The organism is Pseudomonas solani (assembly GCF_026072635.1).
GTDB lineage: Bacteria > Pseudomonadota > Gammaproteobacteria > Pseudomonadales > Pseudomonadaceae > Metapseudomonas > Metapseudomonas solani.
Genome location: NZ_AP023081.1, coordinates 6,111,797 through 6,132,095, shown reverse-complemented (window position 1 = coordinate 6,132,095; position 20,299 = coordinate 6,111,797). Strand labels below are relative to the sequence as shown.

Here is a 20,299-nt window from a genome sequence, read left to right as displayed (position 1 = left end):
ATTTCCCCCGGGTTCAACACGGCGGATTGCCGCAGCGCCCGCGGCGAGGAGGCGTACTCCGTCTGGAAACGGTAAGCCTGACTATGCGGTTGTAGAGCGACTTCATCGCGTCATTCAACGGCCATTTTCGGCGCAGGTCGCTTCAGCCAACCGAAACACTTGCAGCGACATGCCGGCGGGTAGCTTGTCGTGATTGTCATGCCGGCCCCTGCATATCGCAGCGTACAGCGTACTTTTTGTAGATGATCCGAATATTCGCACCATCTGGCCGCCAACAGCCAAGCGCACGGAGCCTATGCGCTCCCGTGATTTCATAGCGAAATTCAATTGGCTGCCCAGAGCTGGCTTGATGGCTAAATGATTTCACAGGTATCGCTTTCTTTGGAGTGTCCTATGGCTGAAGGCGCCGGGATGGACCACATCAAAGTCGAAGCAGCGCAGCTGACCATCGGCATGTATGTGGTGGAGCTGGATCGCCCATGGACGGACACCAATTTTCTCTTTCAAGGTTTTCGCATTCGCCAGCAGCAGGAGATACGCCTGCTGCAGGAGATTTGCCGCTATGTCTGGGTGGATGCTCGACGCTCGCTCGACGTGCGTGGGCAGCTTGTGGAGAACTACGCTCAGGCGGCTCCCTTGATCCCTGCCATCGCTAAGGTCGACTTCAATGTGGAGGTGGAACGGGCAACTCCTGTGTGGCATGCCGCGCGTGAGGAGTCGTTGCGAATCCTGCATACGCTGAGGATGGGGCAGGAGTTGGATGTGGCGGCTGTCAAAGTCGTGGTCAAGGAGTGCGTCGAAAGCATCTTGCGCAATCCTGCCGCGATGCTCTGGCTGGCTCGCATCAAGAACAGTGATCACTACACCGCTGAACACTCCTTGAGGGTGTCCATTCTGTCCATCGCCCTGGGCAAGGAACTGGGCATACCTCTTTATCAACTGGAGCAGATCGGTGTGTGCGGCATGCTCCACGATGTGGGCAAGATCAAGGTTCCCAACGAGATACTCAATAAGCCCGGTGCACTGACCGCAGAAGAGCTGCGGATCATGCAAAGCCATGCAGCAGAAGGGCGCAAGCTGCTGATGAGCAACCAGCAGATCACGCCGGCGACCGTCGATGTCGCCTATTCGCATCATGAGCGCTTGGACGGTAAAGGCTATCCACGTGGCCTGGACGCCAGCAGGATTCCCTACTTTGCCAAGGTCATTGCTGTGGCAGACAGCTATGACGCCATTAACAGTGATCGGGTCTACAGCAAGGGGAAGTCCAGCCTCGAATCCCTGCGTATTCTGCTGGACGCGGTCAATTGCCATTTTGATGAGGCGATTGTCGAGTGCTTTATCCGGCTGATCGGCCTCTACCCCCCAGGCGAGATTGCCGAGTTAAGCAGCGGGGAAGTGGGCATCATCATTGGATGCCCTCCGGGTAATAAACTCAGGCCCAAAGTACTGATCGTGCGTGATGCGGAAAAAAACGCATGTCAGGAAAGGGTCATTGATCTCGCCGACAAGGCCGTGAGAGTGCGTGAGGTACACGGGAGCGGGGCATTCGGTATCGATATAGAGTCCTACCGTCTCAAGGGATTGATGATTCCGGAGAATCTCTGAGCTCCAAGTAATCCTCACCCCTGCTTTGATCAGCGCGGCATGACGTGGCGCAGAGCAGGGTGTCCACTGGTCGAGTCAGCGACGTTCATCTGAAGGTGGGAAACCACGTCCCCAGCAACGGGGTCATGAGTCATCGGCTTTGTTTGTGGCGATTCGAACTGAGGATTCGAAAGGATGAGTTCGTGCTGTAGGGTGTGCCGCCTCTACGTCGCAAGCGTCCACGAAAGCGCCATTTCTGCTCAGGCTGACGCCGTTGCCCAAGAGGCTTCTCGCCGAGAGATTCCGCACGCCCGTGTCCCTCAGTGCATCCATCAAGGCGGTCTCTCGCACGTCATCCAGGTAGGGCCCGGGAATGCCTTCGCGCATGGCGGCGTTGTCCAGAATGATGTCGGCGAGCACCTGTTCTCGTTCGGGACGCCAATCCCGGCTGCCCAGGTTGGACAGCGGGGCAACGTTATGGATTCGGGGCGGGGTGTCAAGCGGAGGGCCGGAGGCCGGCGGTGAGGTTGATCGCGGATGAATCCGCTCCCACAAAAGAGGCCGCCCGGTTCGGCGTAGGGCGGGGGAAACCCACGAGGTTCCGTGTAGGGGCCCTGTCGGGTTGCACCCGACCTACAACGGCACGGTGCCGTAGGTTGGCGCCGAGCGCAGCGAGGCCCAACGCCACCCTGTCCGGTCTCGCTGCGGGCGCTCTCTGTGGGAGCGGCTTCAGCCGCGAAGGGCTTGCAGCCGGCACATCCGGCCATTCCATCGCGAATGAATTCGCTCCCACGAGGCGGCGCCGTGGGATGCGCCGGGTGGTGCTCCGCGAGCGCAGCGAAACCCGTCACCACAAACGTCGTGTTACACCCGACCTACAGGCCAAACACAGCCCCTGTATGGGCGACTTCAGTCGCCAAGCAGGCCGCAGGGCTGCCCCAACGCGGTGCTTCCCGGTGGCACCGTTTGGTGGATGAAAAGAGCGTCATCCACCCTACACATCGGTCAGCACCGTGGGTTGGCCCGGGCGGCGAAATGTCTTTTCTGGATATATGGAAATCCGTATATTCGATTTCCCATATGTTATGGCCCTCCCATGATCACCCCGACCGACGTCTTCAAAAGCCTCGCCGATGAAACGCGCGCCCGCGCCACGCTGCTTATCGCCCACCTTGGCGAGTTGTGTGTCTGCGAGCTGATGTGCGCCCTGGATGACAGCCAGCCGAAGGTCAGCCGCCACCTTGCCCAACTGCGCAGCAATGGCTTGCTGCTGGATCGCCGCCAAGGCCAGTGGGTGTATTACCGCCTCAACCCGGAGCTGCCCGCCTGGGTGCACGAGATGCTGCAGGTGACGCTCAAGGCCAATGCCGAGTGGCTGCGGGAAAACGCCTCGCGCCTGCACAACATGGATGACCGCCCCGTCCGTGCGGCCGCCTGCTGCTAAGCCTGTTGGAGCGCTGGTTCATGCTTGTCGCCATTGCCGTGTTCGTCTTCACCCTGGTGCTGGTCATCTGGCAACCCAAAGGCCTGGGGGTGGGCTGGAGCGCCACCCTCGGCGCGGTCATCGCGCTGGGCGTGGGGGCGGTGTCGCTGCACGACATCCCCGTCGTGTGGGCCATCGTCTGGAACGCCACCGCTACCTTCATCGCCGTCATCGTCATCAGCCTGCTGCTGGATGAGGCCGGTTTCTTCGAGTGGGCGGCGCTGCATGTAGCCCGCTGGGCCAAGGGCAGCGGTCATCGCCTGTTCTGCTTCTGCGTGCTGCTGGGCGCCGCGGTTTCGGCGCTGTTCGCCAACGACGGCGCGGCACTGATCCTCACGCCCATCGTCATGTCCATGCTGCTGGCGCTGCGCTTTTCGGCGGCCACCACGCTGGCCTTCGTCATGGCGGCCGGGTTCATCGCCGATACCGCCAGCCTGCCGCTGGTGGTCTCCAACCTGGTGAACATCGTTTCCGCCGATTACTTCGGCCTGGGCTTCAGCGAGTACGCCGCGGTGATGGTGCCGGTGAACCTGGCCAGCGTCGCCGCCACGCTGCTGGTGCTGTGGCTGTTCTTCCGCCGAGACCTGCCCCGGCGCTACGCCCTGGAGGCGTTGCCGGCGCCGGAGACGGCGATCCGCGATCGCGCCACCTTCGTGGTGGGCGGGTGGACCCTGCTGGTGCTGCTGGCCGGCCTCTTCGCCCTGGAGCCCCTGGGCATTCCGGTCAGCGCCGTGGCGGCCGCCTGTGCGGCGACCCTGTTCGCCGTCGCCGCGCGCGGGCAGCGGATCGCCACCCGGCGCGTGCTGCGCGAGGCGCCCTGGCAGGTGGTGGTGTTCTCCCTCGGCATGTACCTGGTGGTCTATGGCTTGAAGAACGCCGGGCTGACGGACCTTCTCACCCAGGTGCTGGACCGCCTCGCCGCGCAGGGGCTGTGGAGCGCCACCCTCGGCACCGGCGTGCTTTCCGCCGTGCTCTCCTCGGTGATGAACAACATGCCCAGCGTGCTGATCGGGGCGCTGTCGATCCAGGGCAGCGGGGCCGAGGGCGTGGTGCGCGAGGCGATGATCTACGCCAACGTCATCGGCTGCGACCTCGGCCCGAAGATCACCCCCATCGGCAGCCTGGCCACGCTGCTCTGGCTGCATGTGCTGGAGCGCAAGGGCATGCGCATCACCTGGGGTTACTACTTCAAGGTCGGCATCCTGCTGACGCTGCCCGTACTGCTCATCACGCTGTCGGCCCTGGCGCTGCGCCTGAGCCTTTGATCGCCGCCCGGGGCGGCAGGAGCCATCGATGCGAGTCCTGTTCATGTGCACGGCCAACAGCTGCCGCAGCATCCTGTCCGAAGCCCTGTTCAACCACCTGGCGCCGCCCGGGTTCGAGGCGGTGAGTGCCGGCAGCTTTCCCAAGGGCCAGGTGCTGCCACGCAGCCTGGCCACCCTGCAGCAGGCGGGCATCGACACCCGGGGGCTGCGCAGCAAGGGCAACGAGGCCTTCGCCGACAACCCGCCGGATGTGGTCATCACCGTGTGCGACAAAGCGGCCGGCGAGGCCTGCCCGGTGTACTTCGGCCCGGCGCTGAAGGCCCACTGGGGGCTGCAAGATCCCTCCGAGGCGGTGGGTGACGAGGGCCAGGTGGAGGCGGCCTTCCGCGCCACGCTGGCCTGCATCGAGCGGCGCTGCCGGGCCTTCCTGGCGCTGCCTTTCGCGAGCCTCGAGCGCGACGAGCTGCAGCGTGAACTGGCCCGTATCGGCACCTTGCCGTAGCGGCCGGACGGGGCGTTCGGGCCTCAGAAATCCTTAAGCTTCGGCGCGCAGAGTGAGGCCTCCAAACACCAAAGGAGCTTCACCATGCGCTTCATGCTGCTTCCCGCCCTGCTGATCGCCAGCGGCGCCGCCCTCGCTTCACCGCAATGCACCACCGCCGACCGCTCCACCTGGAAGGACCCCGAGCAGTTCCAGGCCCAGTTGAAGGAGCAGGGCTATCAGATCAACAAGTTCAAGATCACCTCCGGCAACTGCTACGAGATCTACGGCCTCGACAAGGACAAGCGCAAGGTCGAGATCTACCACGACCCGGTCACCGGGCAACCGGTGAAGAGCCGGGTGGAAGACTGATGCGCGCGGCGACCATCCGCCTCTGGGACCCGCTGGTCCGGCTGTTCCACGTCTCGGTCGCCGGCGTCTTCTTCGCCGATTACTTCTTCACCGAGGAAGGCGACCCCTGGCACGCCTGGCTGGGCTACTACGCCTGCGCCTGGCTGCTGGTGCGCGTGGCCTGGGGCTTCATCGGGCCACGCAGCGCGCGCTGGCACGACTTCTGGCCGACGCCGCGACGGCTGGCGGCGCACCTGCGGGCACTGGTCAGCGGCGCGCCCTGCCACCGCCTGGGGCATTCGCCCCTGGGGGCGCTGGTGATGGTGCTGATGATGGGCGCCATCGCGCTGCTGGGGCTCAGCGGCTACCTGATGCAGGAGGTCGATGCGCTGTGGGGCGTCGACTGGCCCCAGGACCTGCACCGCTGGAGCGCCAATGGCCTGGCGTTGCTGGTGGCGCTGCACCTGAGCGCTGCGGTGTTCGAGAGCCTGCGCCTGCGGGACAACCTGCCGCTGTCGATGATCACGGGCCGGCGCCGCCCGCTGCCGGAGGAGGAGCAGGGGCCGGGCTAGGCCGGCCCGGCGGGCCGCTGGCGCAGGGGGAACATCAGGATGGCGCGCAGACCGCCGCCGGCTGCATTCTCCAGGCGCACGTCGCCGCCCAGGTGCTCCATGATGGTCTTGACGATGGACAGCCCGAGGCCGGCGCCGCCCTCGTGGCCATCGCTGAAGAAGCGTTCGAAGACCAGGGCCAGGCGTTCTTCGGGGATGCCCGGTCCCTGGTCCTCCACCGCCAGCTCGATGTGCTCGGCGGCGTTGCGCAGGCTGATGGTCACCACGGCGTCGGCCGGGGAGAAGTCCACGGCGTTGCTCACCAGGTTCTGCAGGGCGATGCCGATGCTCATGGCGTCGCCACGCACGGGGTAGGTGCCAGGCTGGATGTCGAGCACCGGCTCGACGTTGTGCTCCAGCACCCAGGGGGTCATTTCCACCAGGGTGTCGGTGGCGACCTTGGCCAGGTCGAGGTCATCGCCCGGGTGTTGCCCCAGGCGCGGCTCGATCCGTGCCAGGGTCAGCAACTGGTTGACCACGCGGCTCAAGCGGTCGACGCCGCCGATCAGGTAGCCCAGGGCGCGCTCGCGGTCTTCCTCGGTCCTGGCCTGCTCCACGTTCTGCGCATGCAGGCGCAGGATCGCCAGCGGGGTGCGCATCTCGTGGGCGGCGTCGGCGATGAAGCGCTGCTCGCGGCGCAGCAGGTCGCTGACCTGGCCGAGCAGCCGGTTGATGGCCGCCTGCATGGGCTCCAGCTCGCTGGGCAGCGGGGCCAGCTGCAGGGGTTCGAGGGATTTGGCATGGCGGCCGCGAATGACGTTGGCCATGTTCTGCAGCGGTTGCAGCCCCCAGCCGATGGCGAACCAGACCAGCAGCGCCAGCACCAGCCCGCCCAGCAGGAATGGCAGCAGGGTGTGGCGCACGATGCGGTTGACCAGGTCGCCGCGCACGTCCTTGCGTTCGCCGACCCAGATCACCACCTGCTGCTCGCTCACCGGCAGCAGGAAGCCGCGCCACTGCTTGCCGTCGAGGGTGATGTCGGAGAAACCGGGGGTGCGCTGCTGGGGGCCGATGCGCGGGGCGCTGGGGGTGTTCACCAGCAGTTCACCGTCAGTGCTCCAGACCTGGAATGCCAGCTTGTTCTCGTAGGGGTGGCCGATGCCGGAGCGGCCTGCCTGGAGCAGGGCGGCGTCGAAGGCGCCGTAGAGTTTCTGGCGGTCGCCGGCGGCCAGCGGCAGGCTCATCACGCCCTGCAGCAGCCGGGCGTTCTGCGCCAGGTGGGCGTCGTAGACCTCGGCGATCTCGTGGCTGCTGTCGCGGTAGTTGTAGTAGGCGAGCAGGTTGGTGCCGGCGATGAGCAGGATGAACACCCGCCACAGGGTACGTTGACGCAAGGAGGTCATAGTTTGCTTTCCACCAGGTAGCCGATGCCGCGCACGGTGCGGATCAGCTCGCCGAAGAGCTTCTTGCGCAGGTGGTAGATGTGCACTTCAAGGGTGTTGCTTTCCGCTTCCTCGTCCCAGCCGTAGAGCAGCTGGGTCAGGCGCTCGCGGCTGAAGACCTTGCCCGGCTGGGCCAGGAGTTCGTGCAGCAGCATGTACTCCTTGGGCGTCAGCGAGACGGGCCGGCCCTGGTAGTGAACCTGCTGCGAGACCGGGTCGAGGCTGACGCCGCCGTGTTCCACCAGCACCTGCGCGCGGCCGCTGCTGCGTCGCAGCAGGGCACGCAGGCGGGCCTTGAGCTCGTTGAGGTCGAAGGGCTTGATCAGGTAGTCGTCGGCGCCGGCATCGAGGCCGGCGATGCGGTCCTCCATGCCGTCGCGGGCGGTGAGGATCAGCACCGGCAGCGCCGACCCCGAGCCGCGCAGGCGCTTGAGGACGTTGAGGCCGTCCAGGCGTGGCAGGCCGAGGTCGAGGATCACCAGGTCGAAACTCTCCTGGGTCAGGGCGTGCAGTGCGCTGGCGCCATCCTGCAGCCAGTCGATGGTGTAGCCCTCTTCGCGAAGGCCGGTGCGCAGGCCTTCGCCCAGCGCGCTATCGTCTTCAACCAGCAACAGACGCATGCTTGGTCCTAGTTGTCCTTGAGGTTCTTGAGTAAAGCATTGATCTCATCCCGTCGCCCCTGGTCAGCCAGCTCGCGCCCGGGGCGCGGGGGGGCCTGCAGGGCTTGTTCCAGGGCCTGGCGGGCTTCTGTCGGGCGGTCCTGGCGGTACAGATGATCACCCCAGAAGTACAGGCTGTCGATGCCGTGCGGGTTGATGCGCAGGGCTTCCTGCAGCAGCGCCTCGGCTTTCTTCGCGTCGCCGAAACCGATGGGCCAGCCGGGCACTCGGTCATAGAGCGCCGCCAGGCTGGTGTAGGCCGAGCCCTGCAGGGCTTGCGGGTCCAGCGCCAGGGCCTTTTCCAGGCTGGCGCGTGCCTCCTTGACCTTGCCCAGTGCGCCCAGGCCGCCCTCGGCCCCGGCCCAGCTGCTGGTGACGATACCGTTCCAGATCCAGGCTTCCGCCGCCGTCGGTTGCTGGCGGGCGAATACCTCGCTGTCGGCCGCCAGCTTGGCGAAGGCCGTCTCGCGTTCAGCCTCGGGCGTGCGGTACTGGATCTGCGCCCAGCGGGTCTGGATGTCGGCCAGGCGCTGCTGCCCGGCGTCGTCCAGGGACCAGGCCAGGGGCGAAGCGATGAGCAGTGCGATGAGCAGGAGTCGTTTCATTTGCTGGTTTCCCCGGTGGTTGCGCGGCTGTGCTGGCGGATGACGGGCAGCTGCTTGCGCAGCGCCCGGTCCACCAGCCCCGGTAGCAGGTGGTTGAGGCGCACGAAGAGCTTTTCCGGCCAGCCCAGGTAGAGCTCGCGGAGGTTGCGTTCGATCGCTTCGAGCACGGCGAGGGCGACGTCCTCGGGGGCGTCGGTGCCCACTTTCAGCGCGTCGTTCAGCGCGGTGGCGGCGGCGCCGTTCATGGCTGTGCGGGTGGCCCGTGGCGCCACGTAGAGGACGTCCACCGAGGTGTCCGCCAGCTCCCGCCGCAGCGCCTCGGAGAAGCCGCGCAGGGCGAACTTGCTGGCGCAATAGGTGGCGTAGCCGGGGTAGCCGATGGAGCCGTAGGTGGAGCCGATGTTGGTGATCAGCGCGTGCTCCTGCCGGCGCAGCAGGGGCAGCAGCAGGCGGGTGAGCTGCAGCGTGGCCTTGAGGTTGAGGTCGAGCAGCTCGTCCAGGCGCGCGTCGTCGATCTGCTCGAACAGGGCGAAGTGGTTCACCCCGGCGGCGTTGACCAGCAGGTTGACGCCGCCCAGCTGCCAGGCCGAGGTCAGCACCTGGTGGCGGTCGGCGCTCTGGGTGAGGTCGGCCTGCAGCCAGCGCAGCTGGTGCGGGTACTGCTGGCGCAGGGGCGCCAGGCTGCCCTCGTGGCGGCTCACCGCCAGGACCTGGGCGCCGGCCTCGCAGAGTTGCCGGGCCAGTTGCAGGCCGATGCCGCCGCTGGCGCCGGTGAGCACCGCACGGCAATCAGACAGTCGCATGGCGCACCTCGGCACGGGGCAGGCCGCGGAACATGTCGGCATAGAGGCCGTAGACCACCTGCGAGGTGTGGATCACCGCGGCCTGGTCTTCGGGCTGGTCGAGGCGGTCCATCAGTTTGCGGTAGGTGGCCATGTGGTCCTGGTCCAGCTCGCCGTGGGAGCTGAGGTAGCTGAAGGCCGTCGGTGGCAGACCGAGGGAGCTGCGGATGCTGCCGGCGGCGTGGGTGGCCAGGGCGATGCTGGTGCCCTCCAGCACGTTGACCATGCCGAACAGCCCCACCGGGTTGTGCCGGGCGATGGTGTCGTAGAGGAAGGCCACCATCAGCTCGATGGACAACGATGGCCGGCTGTCGCGCACGCGCTCGGGGTCGCCGCCGCAGGCCGCGATGTCGTTGAGGATCCACTGCTCGTGGCCGTACTCCTCGTCGATGTATTCGCACACGGCCTTGCGCAGCCACTCCAGGCGGCTGGGCAGACGCGCGCCGCAGGCCATCATCAGCGGCGCGGTGTGGCGTACGTGGTGGTAGGCCTGGGTGAGGAAGGCGATGTAGCCCTCCAGGCTGACGGTGCCGCCCAGTGCGTCGCGGATCACCGGTACGGCGAACAGCGCCTGGCGTTCGGTGTGGGTGGCGCTTTGCAGGGTGTCGAAGAAGGACATGGGAAACCTCAGGCGTTGGCGAGTTGGTTAAAGGTGGTCTGGTAATGGAGGAAGATCGCCTCGCGGCGCGGCCGGCCGTTGCCGGTGAGCATGCCGTTGGCGGTGGAGAAGGGCTCGGGCAGGCGCGCCCAGCGGTGCACCCGGGCGTAGTCCGGCAGCCCCTGGTTGCAGCGCTGCACAGCGGCTTCCAGCTCGGCGGCGGTGGTCTCGACGGCCAGCGGCCAGAGCAGCGCCAGGTTGTGGCTCAGGCCCTCGCCATGGACGAAGGCCTGGAGGATGGTGCCGTCCTGGGTCAGCTCGGCCTCCACCCATTCCGGGTTGACGTTGCGGCCGAAGCTGGTGATGAACTGGTTCTTCTTGCGCCCGAGGATGCGCAGGTAGCCGTCCGTATCGAAGTGGCCGAGATCACCGGTGGGCCACCAGGGCGAGGCGGGCGGCGGCTCGCCCAGGTAGCCGAGCAGGATGGCGCCGCGCACCAGCACCTCGCCGTCTTCGGCCAGGCGCACCTCGACGTGGGGCAGGGGCCGGCCCACCGTGCCGGGGCGGCTGTGCCCGGGCAGGTTGAGGCACACCACCGAGGCGCATTCGGAGAGCCCGTACCCCTCGTACACCGGCAGGCCGATGGCCTGGGCGCGAGCCAGCAAGGCCTCCGAGACCCGCGCGCCGCCGACGGCGACGAAGCGCAGCTCGCCGACCTGCATCAGGCCGCGCTCGATGGCGGTGACCAGGGCCAGCAGCAGTTGCGGCACCAGGATCAGGCTCTGCGCGCCGCTGAGCATGATGCAGCCCAGCAGGCGCTTGAGGTCGATGCCGCTGGCGCCGTTGAGGCCGAGCTGGGCCAGGGGCAGCAGGGTGACCTGGGCGCCGGCGATCAGCGCGGCGTAGGTACCGAGGTTCTCCAGCAGTACGCCCAGGGGCAGCACCGCCAGATACTGGCGCGGCGCGGTGGGACGGCTGGCGGCTTCCAGGGCCTGGGCGACCTCGAGCATGGCGGCGGCGGACAGGCACACGCCCTTGGGGGTACCGGTGCTGCCGGAGGTGTAGGTGATGCGCGCGGTGCCTTCCGGCAGGGCGGCGGCGTGGCTCGCCGGGCGCTGCCAGAGGCCGTCCGTGTATTGGTAACCGGCGGCGGTCAGTTCCTCGCCGTGGGCGTCGTCGTCCGCCAGCACCAGGGTCGCCTGGCTTTGCTGCAGGCAATGGGCCCGCTGGGCGGGGCTGAAGAAGGGCGGCAGTACGATGCACGGGCGCTGGCTGAACAATGCCGCCAGGTCCCAGAACAGTGCGTCCGGCCCGTTGTCCAGGAGCAGCACCAACGGCCCAGCCGGCAGCTCGCCCAGGCGGGCCTCGCGCTGCGCGACCTCGGCCAGCAGCTGTGCATAGCTGAAGCGCTGCTGGGCGCCCCTGACGGCCGGGCGCCGGGCGTCGCTATCAGCGTGCCGTTGCAGGATTTCACGGAACCCCTTGAGGTCAGGCCGCATTGCCGTTCTCCCCGTGCAAGGCGGGGAGCCCCAGGCGGTGGAACACGCCGTGGCGCTCCAGCTTGTGGTAGCCGTTGCCGATGTCGCCGGCGAATACCTGCGGGCGTTGTGCGTAGTAGGTGCCCCAGTTGCTGTCCGGGTCGGCCAGGCGCTCGGCTTCGGCCCGGCCCAGGGAGATCGGCTCCAGGCCGAGGCGGTGGAAGCTGTTGACCAGGCTGGCGGTGCCAGTGAAGGCGACCCAGCGCAGCCCTCGGGTGGCCAGGAGCCAGGTCACGGCGATGATCAGCAGGCGGGCGCCGCCGGCGGACAGCGACGACAGGTTGCCGACCTCCACCAGGGCCGCGCGGGTGACGGCGGCTCCGGCCAGGCGGCTCACCGCCGCTTCCATGGGCTCGTCCAGGTACTGTTCGAGGAACAACGGCCCGGTGTCGGCCAGGCGGAGGCCGACGGCGGCGTCCAGGTCGCCGTGGCGGTCATGGAGCCCGAGCATCTCCGGCAGGAAGTGCTGGACGTCGGCGTCGTGGGCCGCTTTGAAGCTGCGCTGGACGAAACCTTCCAGTGCCTCGCGGCCCGGGTCCCCTGGGCGTTGCAGGGCCAGGTAGGCGTGGCGTTGGCCCAGGCTGCCAAAGTGAAGTGGGAACAGCGTTTCCCATTGCGACTGGATCATGTCTTGCCCCCATCGTTGGTTCGAGTGGGGGCAGTATCCGCAGCGAATCTGAATGGAGTCTGAAGCCGGCCCAAACGTTCTGGGGGTTGCCTTCAGCCGTTATGCGCAGCCGCTCAAACGATGTGGGCGTGCAGGGCTTCGTCGCGGTCTTCCAGCAGGGCTTCGATGTCGGCGAAGCGGGTCTGCAGCGCCTCGACCAGCTGCGGGTCGAAGTGCCGCCCCGATTGCTCGAGGACGTGCGCCTGGGCGCGTTCGGGGCTCCAGGCGCGCTTGTAGGGCCGGTCCATGCGCAGGGCGTCGTAGACGTCGCAAAGCGCGACGATGCGGGCGGCGAGGGGGATGGCATCGCCGGCGAGGCCCCGGGGTAGCCGCTGCCGTCCCATTTCTCGTGGTGGCAGTAGGCGATCTCCGCGGCCATGTCGATGAGCTCGGTGCCGCCTTCCTCATGCAGGATCGAATAGCCGATGCGCGGGTGCTCCATCATGGCGGTGCGCTCCTCCAGCGTCAGCGGCCCCTCCTTGAGCAGGATGCTGTCGGCGATTCCGATCTTGCCCAGGTCGTGCATCGGGGCAGCCAGGCGCAGCGTCTCGCACCAGCTTTCGGGCATGCCGATGGTGGCGGCCAGCAGGGCGGCGAATTCGCCGATGCGCAGGATGTGGTCGCCGGTGTCGTTGTCGCGGTAGCAGGCCGCGCGGCTCAGCGCGCGGATGCCGGCGCGGTAGCTTTCCTTCAACTGCGCGGTGCGGGTGCGCACCTTGGCTTCGAGGTCCTGGTTCATGTTCTCCAGGTGCTCCGTGGCGTAGGCGAGCTGCAGGCAGTTGCGGATGCGCAGCAGCAGCTCGGGCAGGTCCACCGGTTTGGTCAGGTAGTCGTTGGCGCCCAGTTCGAAGCCGCGGCGCCGGCTCTCCGGGTCGCCGAGCGCGGTGAGGATGATGACGGGCTGGCGCGAGCGGTTCCTGCCGCCGAGGCGCCGGAGGATCTCGAAGCCGTCCGGGGCGGGCATGTCCAGGTCGAGTATCAGCAGGTCCCAGGGGTTGTGGATCAGCCATTCCAGGCCTTTGGCCGAGTCGCTGAAGCCCTGGACGTGATGCAGCCCGAAGGCCCGGGTACTGGATTCCAGCAGGCGCATGTTGGCGGTGATGTCGTCGATGATGACGATGCGGGTTTCCTTGGGGATGCTAGTGAACATGAGGCTCCTCCTTGACCAGCAGCGAACTCGCCAGTTCGCGCAGTTCCTCGACGTCTATCGGTTTCAACAGCACGGCTCTGAAAGCATAGAAGCTCAACCACGAAGGGTCGGGTTTTGCGGTGAGCATGACGACGGGCACATCGGCCCCGCCTTCGATGCCGTTGAGCTGGCTGATCGCGGAGGCACCATCCACGCCGAGGTCCACGAGGAGCATGTCCGGCAGGCCTTGCTGCAGCGCCTCGGCCAGTTGCCCGCCGTGGTCCAGCGAGGCGACATCGGCGACGCCGGCCAGGGCCCTGGCGACCCTCCGTCGGCTGGGCTCGTCGTCATCCAGGTGGATGACCCTCGGTCGCCCCGAGCGCTCCACGCGGCCGACGCTGGAGGGCGTATTCGCGAGGGGCAGCTCGATCCAGAAGCGGCTGCCCACGCCGAGTTCGCTGTGCAGGCCCATGCGACCCTGCATCAGTTCCGCGAGCTCGCGGCACAGCGAGAGGCCGATGCCCGTTCCCTTGATCGCGGTGTTTTCCTTGCCCAGGCGCTGGAAGGGTTCGAACAGCTCCCCCTGCAGGGCCGGATCGACCCCCTCGCCGCCGTCCTCCACATAGATGCGCAGGTGCTCATCGCAAGGCTCGACGCCCAGCAGCAGGCGCCCGCCGGGGCGGTTGTACTTGATGGCGTTCGACAGCAGGTTGATCAGCACCTGGCGCAGGCGCCTGCTGTCCGCCATCACGTGCGTGGGGGCCTCGGGCAGCCGCACCTGCAGCTCCAGGCCGACGGTCTCGGCCTGCCCGCGCACCATCTCCGCGCACTCGTGCATCATCCGCCCGGCATTCACCGGGCGCAGGGTCAGCTTGGGTGCCTCGGCCTGGAGGCTGGACCAGTCGAGCAGGTCGTCCACCAGTTGGGAGAGATGACCGCTGGCCAGGAGTATTTCGTCCAGCGACTGGGTGTCTGCGCCCGTCTGGGTCGCCTGCATGTGCATCAACTGGGCGAAGCCGTGGATGGCGTTCAGCGGTGTGCGCAGCTCGTGGCTGATGCTGGAGATGAAACGCGACTTGGCCTGGCTGGCCGCCTGCGCCTCGCGGGTGCGCTGGAGCAGGTCTTCCTCCACCTGCTTGAGCTTTTCGATGTCGACGAAGGTGCCGGCCACCAACGTGTGGGTGGCCTCGCCTTCGAGTTCGAGCTTGCGCCCGCGGCACAGCATCCACACCTCCGAGCCGTCGGGGGCGAGGAAGCGCAGCTCCAGGTCGATGCGGCTGATGACGCCCAGGCGCAGGGCGTTCAGGGCCGAGTCCAGGCGCGGCGCATCATCGGGGTGGATGTGGGGGTGCAGCCGGTGGCGCAGGAGTTCGCAGCCGGGCAGGTTGAAGCGCGCAACGAACTCTCCCCGGAGGTGCAGGCGGTCCTGTTCCAGGTCGTACTCCCAGAGCCCGGCGGTGACGCTTTCGGCGACCAGCTCCAGGCGTTGCTGTGCGGCGTTGCGCTGGTTTTCGCTGATGCCCAGCTGTTGCCCCATCACCAGCACCGATTCGGCCATCCGGTCCAGCTCGAGAATGCGGGATTCGGCGCGTCTCGGCTGCCACTGGCCGAGGCCGATCTGCCGCAGCATGTCGGCGATGCCATCGATGGTGTCACGCAGCCGGTCGCTCAGGTGGCGGGCGCGCAGCCACATGTAGGTGAAGAAGCACAGGTAGAAGCCGACCAGCCCGGCGATCAGCAGGTAGCCGATATGTCGGTAGTGCCCGGCGAGGTTGTTGGTGGCGGCCATCACCTCGCTTTTGTCCGCCAGGGCCACCAGGCGCCACCCCGAGGGCTGGATCTCGTTCCAGGCCACCAGGTGCGTGCGCCCCTTCAGGTCGATCTCGGCGCGGCCGTTCGGCGCCTTGGCCAGCGTCTTGGCCAGGTCGGCCGTATCCGGGCGCATGCCCAGGTTGAAGCCGGCCGGCTTGAAGCGCTCGCTTTTCACGGCTTCCTGAGTGTCGTGGCCAGTCAGCTCCTGCAGGTCGAAGTCGTGCTCGGCGGCGTGGGGGAGGGCCATGATGTTCATTTCCTGGTTCACCAGGATCAGGTAGCCGCCCCAGCCGATGTGGAGCCGGGATATCTCCTCGAGAATGCCGCCCACCGTGACGTCCATGCCCACCACGCCTTCGAGGAAGTCGCCGCGGTACACCGGGGAGATGGAGGAGGTCATCCAGCCCTGGCCGGCCGGGTCGAGGTAGACGTCGGTCCAGCGTTGCAGGCGCCCCGGGTTATGCGCCGCATCCGCCAGGTAGTAGAAGCTGTACTCGGGGATGCGCATGTCGTGGGGATACTGCTTCTGCGTCTCGAACCAGGGGAAGATGCGGTTGTAGTTGTCCCAGCTGTTGAAGTAGAGGCTGGCCACCAGGGGCTGGTGGTTCTTCATCTCCTCCATGAGCGAATCGAGCGACGCCAGGCTGCCGACCTTGCCCAGGTCCTGCTTCTCCAGGGGCGTGGCGGCGGAGTAGAAGGAGGCCGCGCCGCCGAGGTTGCGCGGGCTGTAGCGCGCGCCATCGGCGGTGGTGGCGAAGCGCTCCGGCGGCGTGTGGGCGGGGTTGGCCAGGGCCTGCTCGACCATGTGGGCGAAGAGGTCGGTGTTGGCGGCCACATGGCCCATGTGGTCCTGGATGATCTGGGCGTTCTGGTCCGCCGTGGCGCTGAGGCTGTCCATCGCGTTCTGTTCCAGGTACTGCACCTGGGCGTCGCGGATGGCCTGGTTGCTGAGCAGGTAGCAGGCGATCAGCACGGTCTCCACCAGCACCAGGGGCAACAGTGCGCTCTGCACGTAGGCCCGCCAGAGCCATCGGCGCAGCCCGATCTTGTTGTGGAGTTCCGACATATCCGTATCCTCTTGCATCGCCTTGCGGCTGTCCTTGTCTAGAGCCGGAACGAGGTGACCACGGCATTGAGCTCCACCGCCAGGCGCGACACGTCACGCATGTTCACCAGGCTGCGGTCGACTTCCCGGGCGACGGCCGCCTGCTGTTCCGCCGCACTGGCGACCTGCACGGCCCGGGACAGGGGGCGGACGATGCTGCGGGACAGCACCAGCGCCATCAGCACCGCGCCGGCGAGGATGAAGCCCACCAGTAGATTGGCCCGCTGGTAAGCGGATGAACTGGCCGGTGCCGCATTTTTGGCGCCGTCCTCATTCAACTTCGTCAGCGCGGCCAAGTCCGTGTTCATTAAGTGGCCTTGTTCATTCAACTTCTGGTTGATGAGTTGTTCGGCGTCGGCAAGTTGGTTGGCGGACAGGTGCTCGATGATTGGGTTTTGAATGCTGAGGTAGTTTCTCAGGTCCGCGTCGAACCTGTTGTGCAGGGGCTGCTCTTCGGGGCTGGATATATAACCTCGATAGGTGTCGCCGGCGCGTGCAAGTTCGGACTTTTCATTGTCCAGTTCTGCCGCCGTAGTGGTGTCGAAGGACGCCAGCGCCCGAAGTGTCGAAGCGCGTATCTGCCAGGTGGCCTGGTCGAGGTGGCTGATGGCGATGATGCTGGGAAGCCAGTTTCCCTCGACCTCCCCTGAACTGCCGTGCATGCCCTGCATCTGCCGCAGCGACCCAGCGCCCATGGCCACCAGCAGCATTACCAGAGCGGCGAAACCCACGTTGATGCGGGTGGCGACACGCAGATTGCGGATGGACATGACGACTCTCCCGGTCCTGACTGCCACTAATTGGCGTTACGATCTTGCATGCCTGCCGGGTGCTAACTGAAGTGTGGGCCTGGCCCCGTTTTAATGCCGTGAACGGCCCTTCGCATTTATTCGTGCAGAGGCGAATCTGTATCAAATAAGTCCATTTTCTCAGTTGGATGTCGGCAGTGATATCAATATGCCTGTGCTGTTTATAGTCAGGCGCAGTGGGCGAGTCTTCAGCGAAGCGACGAGTGGTATTCGCCTTTGGTGGAAGTTTGTTTAAAGGGTATTTAATTCATCGGAAGTTGTGGTGAAAGTGTAGGGCTGATGTGAAAGAAGTGTGAAAATAACGAGATTAAAGGGTGCCTGGTTATTGCCGATCGAAGTAACCGTGTTGAGGGATTATTGGCCTAACACGTTGCCTCGACCTGTCGGGGCGACTTCAGTCGCCAAGCAGGCCGCAGGGCTGCCCCGGCACCGTGCTCCCAGATGGCGCCGCCTGGTGGATGAAAAGAGCGCCATCCACCCTACACGTCGGTCAGCACCGTGGATTGGAGCGGCACCGTAGGATGGCGTAGAGCGCAGCGAAACCCATCATCGCAAGAACGTCGGGTTGCACCCGACCTACAGGCTGGCTCGTGGCCTATGTAGGGGCGACTTCAGTCGCCAAGCAGGCCGCAGGGCTGCTCCGGCACCGTGCTCCCAGATGGCGCCGCCTGGTGGATGAAAAGAGCGCCATCCACCCTACCCATCGGTCAGCACGTGGTAGAGGGCAGCGTCGTAGGTTGGTGTCGAGCGCAGCGAGGCCCAACGCCAAAAGCGCTGCATGCTCGGCTGTTTTCGGACGGCGCCTATGCTAAAAAGCTGCCCAGGAATCCGCGGCCGTACGGCGCAGACAAAGGAGCAACGAGCATGGGCAACAGTTCAAGGATTGGCGTGGCATTGGCGCTGCTGCTGGGCGCGACCACGGTGTGGGCCGAAGAGCCGGCGGAAGACGCCAGCACCCTGAAGGAGTCGGCCAAGGCTGCCGTTTCCACCGCCATCTCCGCTGGCAAGAACCTGCTGGGTGGCGCCTCTCAGGGCATCACCGAAGGCCGCGAATCCGCCCAGGGCGCGGACGGTGCCATCGTCATCTCCCAGCTCGACCAGTTGGAAGGCAAGGTCGAGGTCAAGCTGCTCAAGGTCGATACCACCGACGAGAACTTCGGCGCCTTGCTGGGCTTCAAGAACCTCACCGAAAAGCCCGTGCGCCTGATCAACCTGCTGCACAACGGCGCTTTGCTGGCCATCGATCAGGATGACTACTCCAGCAACCTGGTGCCCATGGAAAACCCCGAGGAAGTCACCGTGCCGCCGAAAACCGGCGTACGGCAGCGGTTCGTGTTCCAGGGCCCGGTGGAAGGGCCCAAGGCCGTGCGCCTGTGGGGTCGCGAGTACAGCGTGAAGTAAGCCGCTGCGCATGAATGCCTGCCTCTGCTGGAGGCGGGCGTTGGTGTACCGGAATAGTCACTGCAGCCGCGCCTTCCTCAGTCTTGAGCCCGGCGCGGCGGGCAATCTACGGTCCATTTACCCCGCCGGTATTGCTCGACCAGACCGCCTGAGCCTCAGGCCTGCTTCCGTAGCGGCGGTGACGCTCAGCGCTTCACGCAGACGAACAGGGCATTGCCGGAGGTGCCAGCCCAGGGGGTGATCCGCTCGTAGTCGTGCTCGAACACCTGCACCTCGAAGTGCGGCTGCAACAACTGCTGCAGCTCGGCGAAGGTCAGGGCGACCATGGGGTGTTCGTCCTGCCAGCTCTGGGTGATGCCGGCGGTGGTTTTCTCGATGCTCAGGCGCAGTGCCTGGCGCTCGCCTTCGCCGCTGTAGTACCAGCCGGAGCCGAAGCTGAACCGGCTGCCGTCGTGCTCCGCGCTGTGGCGCACGAAGGAGCGGTTGTCGATCTGCCCCTTGTCCACCGTGTTGAAGCAGAACACGCCGCCCTCCGCCAGCGCGGCGTGGACGCTGGCCAGGCAGGCGCGCAGCTGCTCCAGCCCGGGGTTGTAGTGGATGGAGTAGAGGAAGCAGGTGATCAGGTCCTGGGGCTCGTCGACGCGGAAGCTGGCCATGTCCTGGCAGCTGAACTGCGCGTCCGGGCAGCGCTGCTGGGCGAGGTCGAGCATGGGTTGGTTGATGTCCAAGCCGGCGCTGCGATATCCGAAATCGAGGAAGTGACGCACATGCGGGCCGGTGCCACAGGCCAGGTCCAGGTGACGACGCCCCGGGGTGCCGAACAGTTGGTGCAGGCGGCGCACGCAGTGGCTTTGCGCCTGGTAGTCGATGTCGGCGCACATCAGGTCGTAGTAGGAGGACAGGTCGGTGTACAGCGCGTTGGAGGACATAAGCAGCCAGGGCGTGGGATTTTCGGCGCGGCATGTTAACCCAGCTGCGGCCAGGGTCTGGCGAAAACCGGACGCGTCGCAGCGTCAGGCGCTAAGGCTTTGGGGCCCCGGTTCGCGCAAGCCGCTTCGCTTTGCTTTACTGGAACAACACCTCCTTGGAGAGGGTTGTGGTCGTGCTGGCTCGAATCCTGGGTTGCTGCTTGTTGTTCGCCGTAAGCGCCGCCAATGCCGATGGGGAGCGCCTGCGCTGGTTGATCAACGATTTCCCTCCATTTACCGAGGTGGGGCCGCAGATGCCCGGCCCGGGCATCGCCGCCGACATGCTGCGCTACCTGCAGCAGCACATGCCGCAATACCACCATGAATTCGAGGAAGCCAGCTTCGCGCGTGCCTATGCGCTGATGGAGCGTGGCGAGCCGGTGTGCCACTCCACCACGCTCAAGTTGCCCGGGCGCGAGAAGGCCATGCTGTTTAGCCGTCCGGTGTTCTTCCTGTCGGCCCAGAAAGTGCTGGTCCGCGAGGACCGCATCCCCCAGGTGGCCCCTTACGTCGATGGCGCGGGGCGGGTGGATGTGCGCCGGTTGCTCGCCGATACCCAGCTGGTTACCGCCGTCAGCGAGCGGCGTGGGTATTCCCCGAAGATCAACGCCGCGCTGCGCGAGGTGGGCTACCCGCCGCAGTTGCTCAAGGCCGGCGTCAACTTCGGGGCGCCGCTGCAGCAGTTGCCGGCTGGCTGGATCGACTACCTGTTCGCCTACCCGCTGGAGGTGGGCTGGTACCAGCGGCAGCACCCGGAAATGGCCGGTACCGCGCTGCGGCAGCTGGCGGTGGCGGGTGACCCGCCCTACACGCTTGGCTACATCGCCTGCGTGCGCAGCGAGTGGGGCGAGCGGGTGATCCGCGACATCGATGCGCAGCTGGTCAAGGCCGGGCCACGCCCCCCCTGGATAGACATGTTGATCGACTATCTCCCCCTAGAAGAGCGCCAGAGTTATGAGCAAGCTCTCGTTGAACACAAGCCTTTCGCGCAACCCTGAAACACCGG

At 66.2% G+C, this 20,299-nt stretch carries 19 protein-coding genes and 1 pseudogene; 8 read left to right on the top strand and 12 right to left on the bottom strand.

Going from position 1 to position 20,299, the window contains the following annotated elements:
* Positions 1 to 393 precede the first annotated feature (393 nt).
* A complete protein-coding gene (locus tag PSm6_RS27690) occupies positions 394 to 1,608 on the top strand; it encodes an HD-GYP domain-containing protein (protein WP_043245598.1) in 1,215 nt (404 codons plus the stop codon).
* A 123-nt stretch (positions 1,609 to 1,731) separates the two neighbouring features.
* Here the strand turns inward: PSm6_RS27690 and PSm6_RS27685 are convergent, their stop codons facing one another.
* Positions 1,732 to 2,007, bottom strand: a complete 276-nt coding sequence (locus tag PSm6_RS27685) for a hypothetical protein (protein WP_021220154.1) — start codon at positions 2,005 to 2,007, stop codon at positions 1,732 to 1,734.
* Between the two features lie 676 nt (positions 2,008 to 2,683).
* On the opposite strand from PSm6_RS27685, the gene PSm6_RS27680 reads away from it, so the two are divergent.
* From PSm6_RS27680 to PSm6_RS27660, 5 genes are all read left to right on the top strand, one after another.
* On the top strand, positions 2,684 to 3,031 hold the full coding sequence (locus PSm6_RS27680; RefSeq protein ID WP_021220155.1) for a metalloregulator ArsR/SmtB family transcription factor: 348 nt from the start codon (positions 2,684 to 2,686) through the stop codon (positions 3,029 to 3,031).
* Positions 3,032 to 3,051: 20 nt separating this feature from the next.
* A complete protein-coding gene (locus PSm6_RS27675) occupies positions 3,052 to 4,335 on the top strand; it encodes an arsenic transporter (RefSeq protein WP_021220156.1) in 1,284 nt (427 codons plus the stop codon).
* A gap of 28 nt (positions 4,336 to 4,363) precedes the next feature.
* The gene (locus tag PSm6_RS27670; protein WP_021220157.1) at positions 4,364 to 4,837 is read left to right on the top strand and encodes an arsenate reductase ArsC; all 474 of its coding nucleotides are present in this window, start codon (positions 4,364 to 4,366) and stop codon (positions 4,835 to 4,837) included.
* Positions 4,838 to 4,921: 84 nt separating this feature from the next.
* Positions 4,922 to 5,188, top strand: coding sequence for a PepSY domain-containing protein (locus PSm6_RS27665; protein WP_265168874.1), 267 nt, complete (start codon positions 4,922 to 4,924; stop codon positions 5,186 to 5,188).
* Complete coding sequence (locus tag PSm6_RS27660; protein WP_043245603.1) at positions 5,188 to 5,739, top strand: cytochrome b/b6 domain-containing protein; 552 nt, start codon at positions 5,188 to 5,190, stop codon at positions 5,737 to 5,739. The genes PSm6_RS27665 and PSm6_RS27660 overlap by 1 nt, the downstream gene beginning before the upstream one ends.
* Here PSm6_RS27660 and PSm6_RS27655 read toward each other — a convergent pair.
* From PSm6_RS27655 to PSm6_RS27610, 10 genes and pseudogenes are all read right to left on the bottom strand, one after another.
* Positions 5,736 to 7,121: a sensor histidine kinase gene (locus PSm6_RS27655; RefSeq protein WP_265168872.1), complete on the bottom strand. Its 1,386-nt coding sequence runs from the start codon at positions 7,119 to 7,121 to the stop codon at positions 5,736 to 5,738. The genes PSm6_RS27660 and PSm6_RS27655 overlap by 4 nt on opposite strands.
* Entirely contained in the window at positions 7,118 to 7,780 is a 663-nt protein-coding gene (locus tag PSm6_RS27650; protein WP_021220161.1) for a response regulator, read from the bottom strand. The genes PSm6_RS27655 and PSm6_RS27650 overlap by 4 nt, the downstream gene beginning before the upstream one ends.
* 8 nt (positions 7,781 to 7,788) lie before the next feature.
* Positions 7,789 to 8,424 (bottom strand): tetratricopeptide repeat protein, encoded by a 636-nt coding sequence (locus PSm6_RS27645; RefSeq protein ID WP_021220162.1) that lies wholly within the window; start codon positions 8,422 to 8,424, stop codon positions 7,789 to 7,791.
* On the bottom strand, positions 8,421 to 9,227 hold the full coding sequence (locus tag PSm6_RS27640) for an SDR family oxidoreductase (RefSeq protein WP_031287995.1): 807 nt from the start codon (positions 9,225 to 9,227) through the stop codon (positions 8,421 to 8,423). The genes PSm6_RS27645 and PSm6_RS27640 overlap by 4 nt, the downstream gene beginning before the upstream one ends.
* Positions 9,214 to 9,885, bottom strand: a complete 672-nt coding sequence (locus PSm6_RS27635; RefSeq protein WP_021220164.1) for an iron-containing redox enzyme family protein — start codon at positions 9,883 to 9,885, stop codon at positions 9,214 to 9,216. Before PSm6_RS27635 ends, PSm6_RS27640 begins: the two co-directional genes overlap by 14 nt.
* An 8-nt stretch (positions 9,886 to 9,893) precedes the next feature.
* Complete coding sequence (locus PSm6_RS27630) at positions 9,894 to 11,363, bottom strand: AMP-binding protein (protein ID WP_265168868.1); 1,470 nt, start codon at positions 11,361 to 11,363, stop codon at positions 9,894 to 9,896.
* Positions 11,353 to 12,030 carry a thermostable hemolysin gene (locus tag PSm6_RS27625; RefSeq protein WP_021220166.1) on the bottom strand — a complete coding sequence of 226 codons (678 nt, stop codon included), beginning with the start codon at positions 12,028 to 12,030 and terminating at the stop codon, positions 11,353 to 11,355. The genes PSm6_RS27630 and PSm6_RS27625 overlap by 11 nt, the downstream gene beginning before the upstream one ends.
* Positions 12,031 to 12,448: 418 nt before the next feature.
* Positions 12,449 to 13,159: pseudogene (locus PSm6_RS27620) on the bottom strand (response regulator); the annotation flags it as partial.
* Between the two features lie 49 nt (positions 13,160 to 13,208).
* On the bottom strand, positions 13,209 to 16,076 hold the full coding sequence (locus tag PSm6_RS27615; protein WP_265168866.1) for a hybrid sensor histidine kinase/response regulator: 2,868 nt from the start codon (positions 16,074 to 16,076) through the stop codon (positions 13,209 to 13,211).
* 38 nt (positions 16,077 to 16,114) lie between these two features.
* Complete coding sequence (locus PSm6_RS27610; RefSeq protein ID WP_265168864.1) at positions 16,115 to 16,885, bottom strand: MCP four helix bundle domain-containing protein; 771 nt, start codon at positions 16,883 to 16,885, stop codon at positions 16,115 to 16,117.
* A gap of 903 nt (positions 16,886 to 17,788) precedes the next feature.
* Between PSm6_RS27610 and PSm6_RS27605 the strand changes: the two genes are divergently transcribed.
* On the top strand, positions 17,789 to 18,325 hold the full coding sequence (locus PSm6_RS27605) for a hypothetical protein (RefSeq protein WP_031287997.1): 537 nt from the start codon (positions 17,789 to 17,791) through the stop codon (positions 18,323 to 18,325).
* Between the two features lie 185 nt (positions 18,326 to 18,510).
* Here PSm6_RS27605 and PSm6_RS27600 read toward each other — a convergent pair whose 3' ends face one another.
* The gene (locus PSm6_RS27600; RefSeq protein ID WP_265168862.1) at positions 18,511 to 19,254 is read right to left on the bottom strand and encodes a class I SAM-dependent DNA methyltransferase; all 744 of its coding nucleotides are present in this window, start codon (positions 19,252 to 19,254) and stop codon (positions 18,511 to 18,513) included.
* Positions 19,255 to 19,454: 200 nt separating this feature from the next.
* Here PSm6_RS27600 and PSm6_RS27595 point away from each other — a divergent pair, with 200 nt between their 5' ends.
* Positions 19,455 to 20,291 carry a TIGR02285 family protein gene (locus PSm6_RS27595; protein ID WP_265168860.1) on the top strand — a complete coding sequence of 279 codons (837 nt, stop codon included), beginning with the start codon at positions 19,455 to 19,457 and terminating at the stop codon, positions 20,289 to 20,291.
* The last annotated feature ends 8 nt before the right edge of the window (positions 20,292 to 20,299 follow it).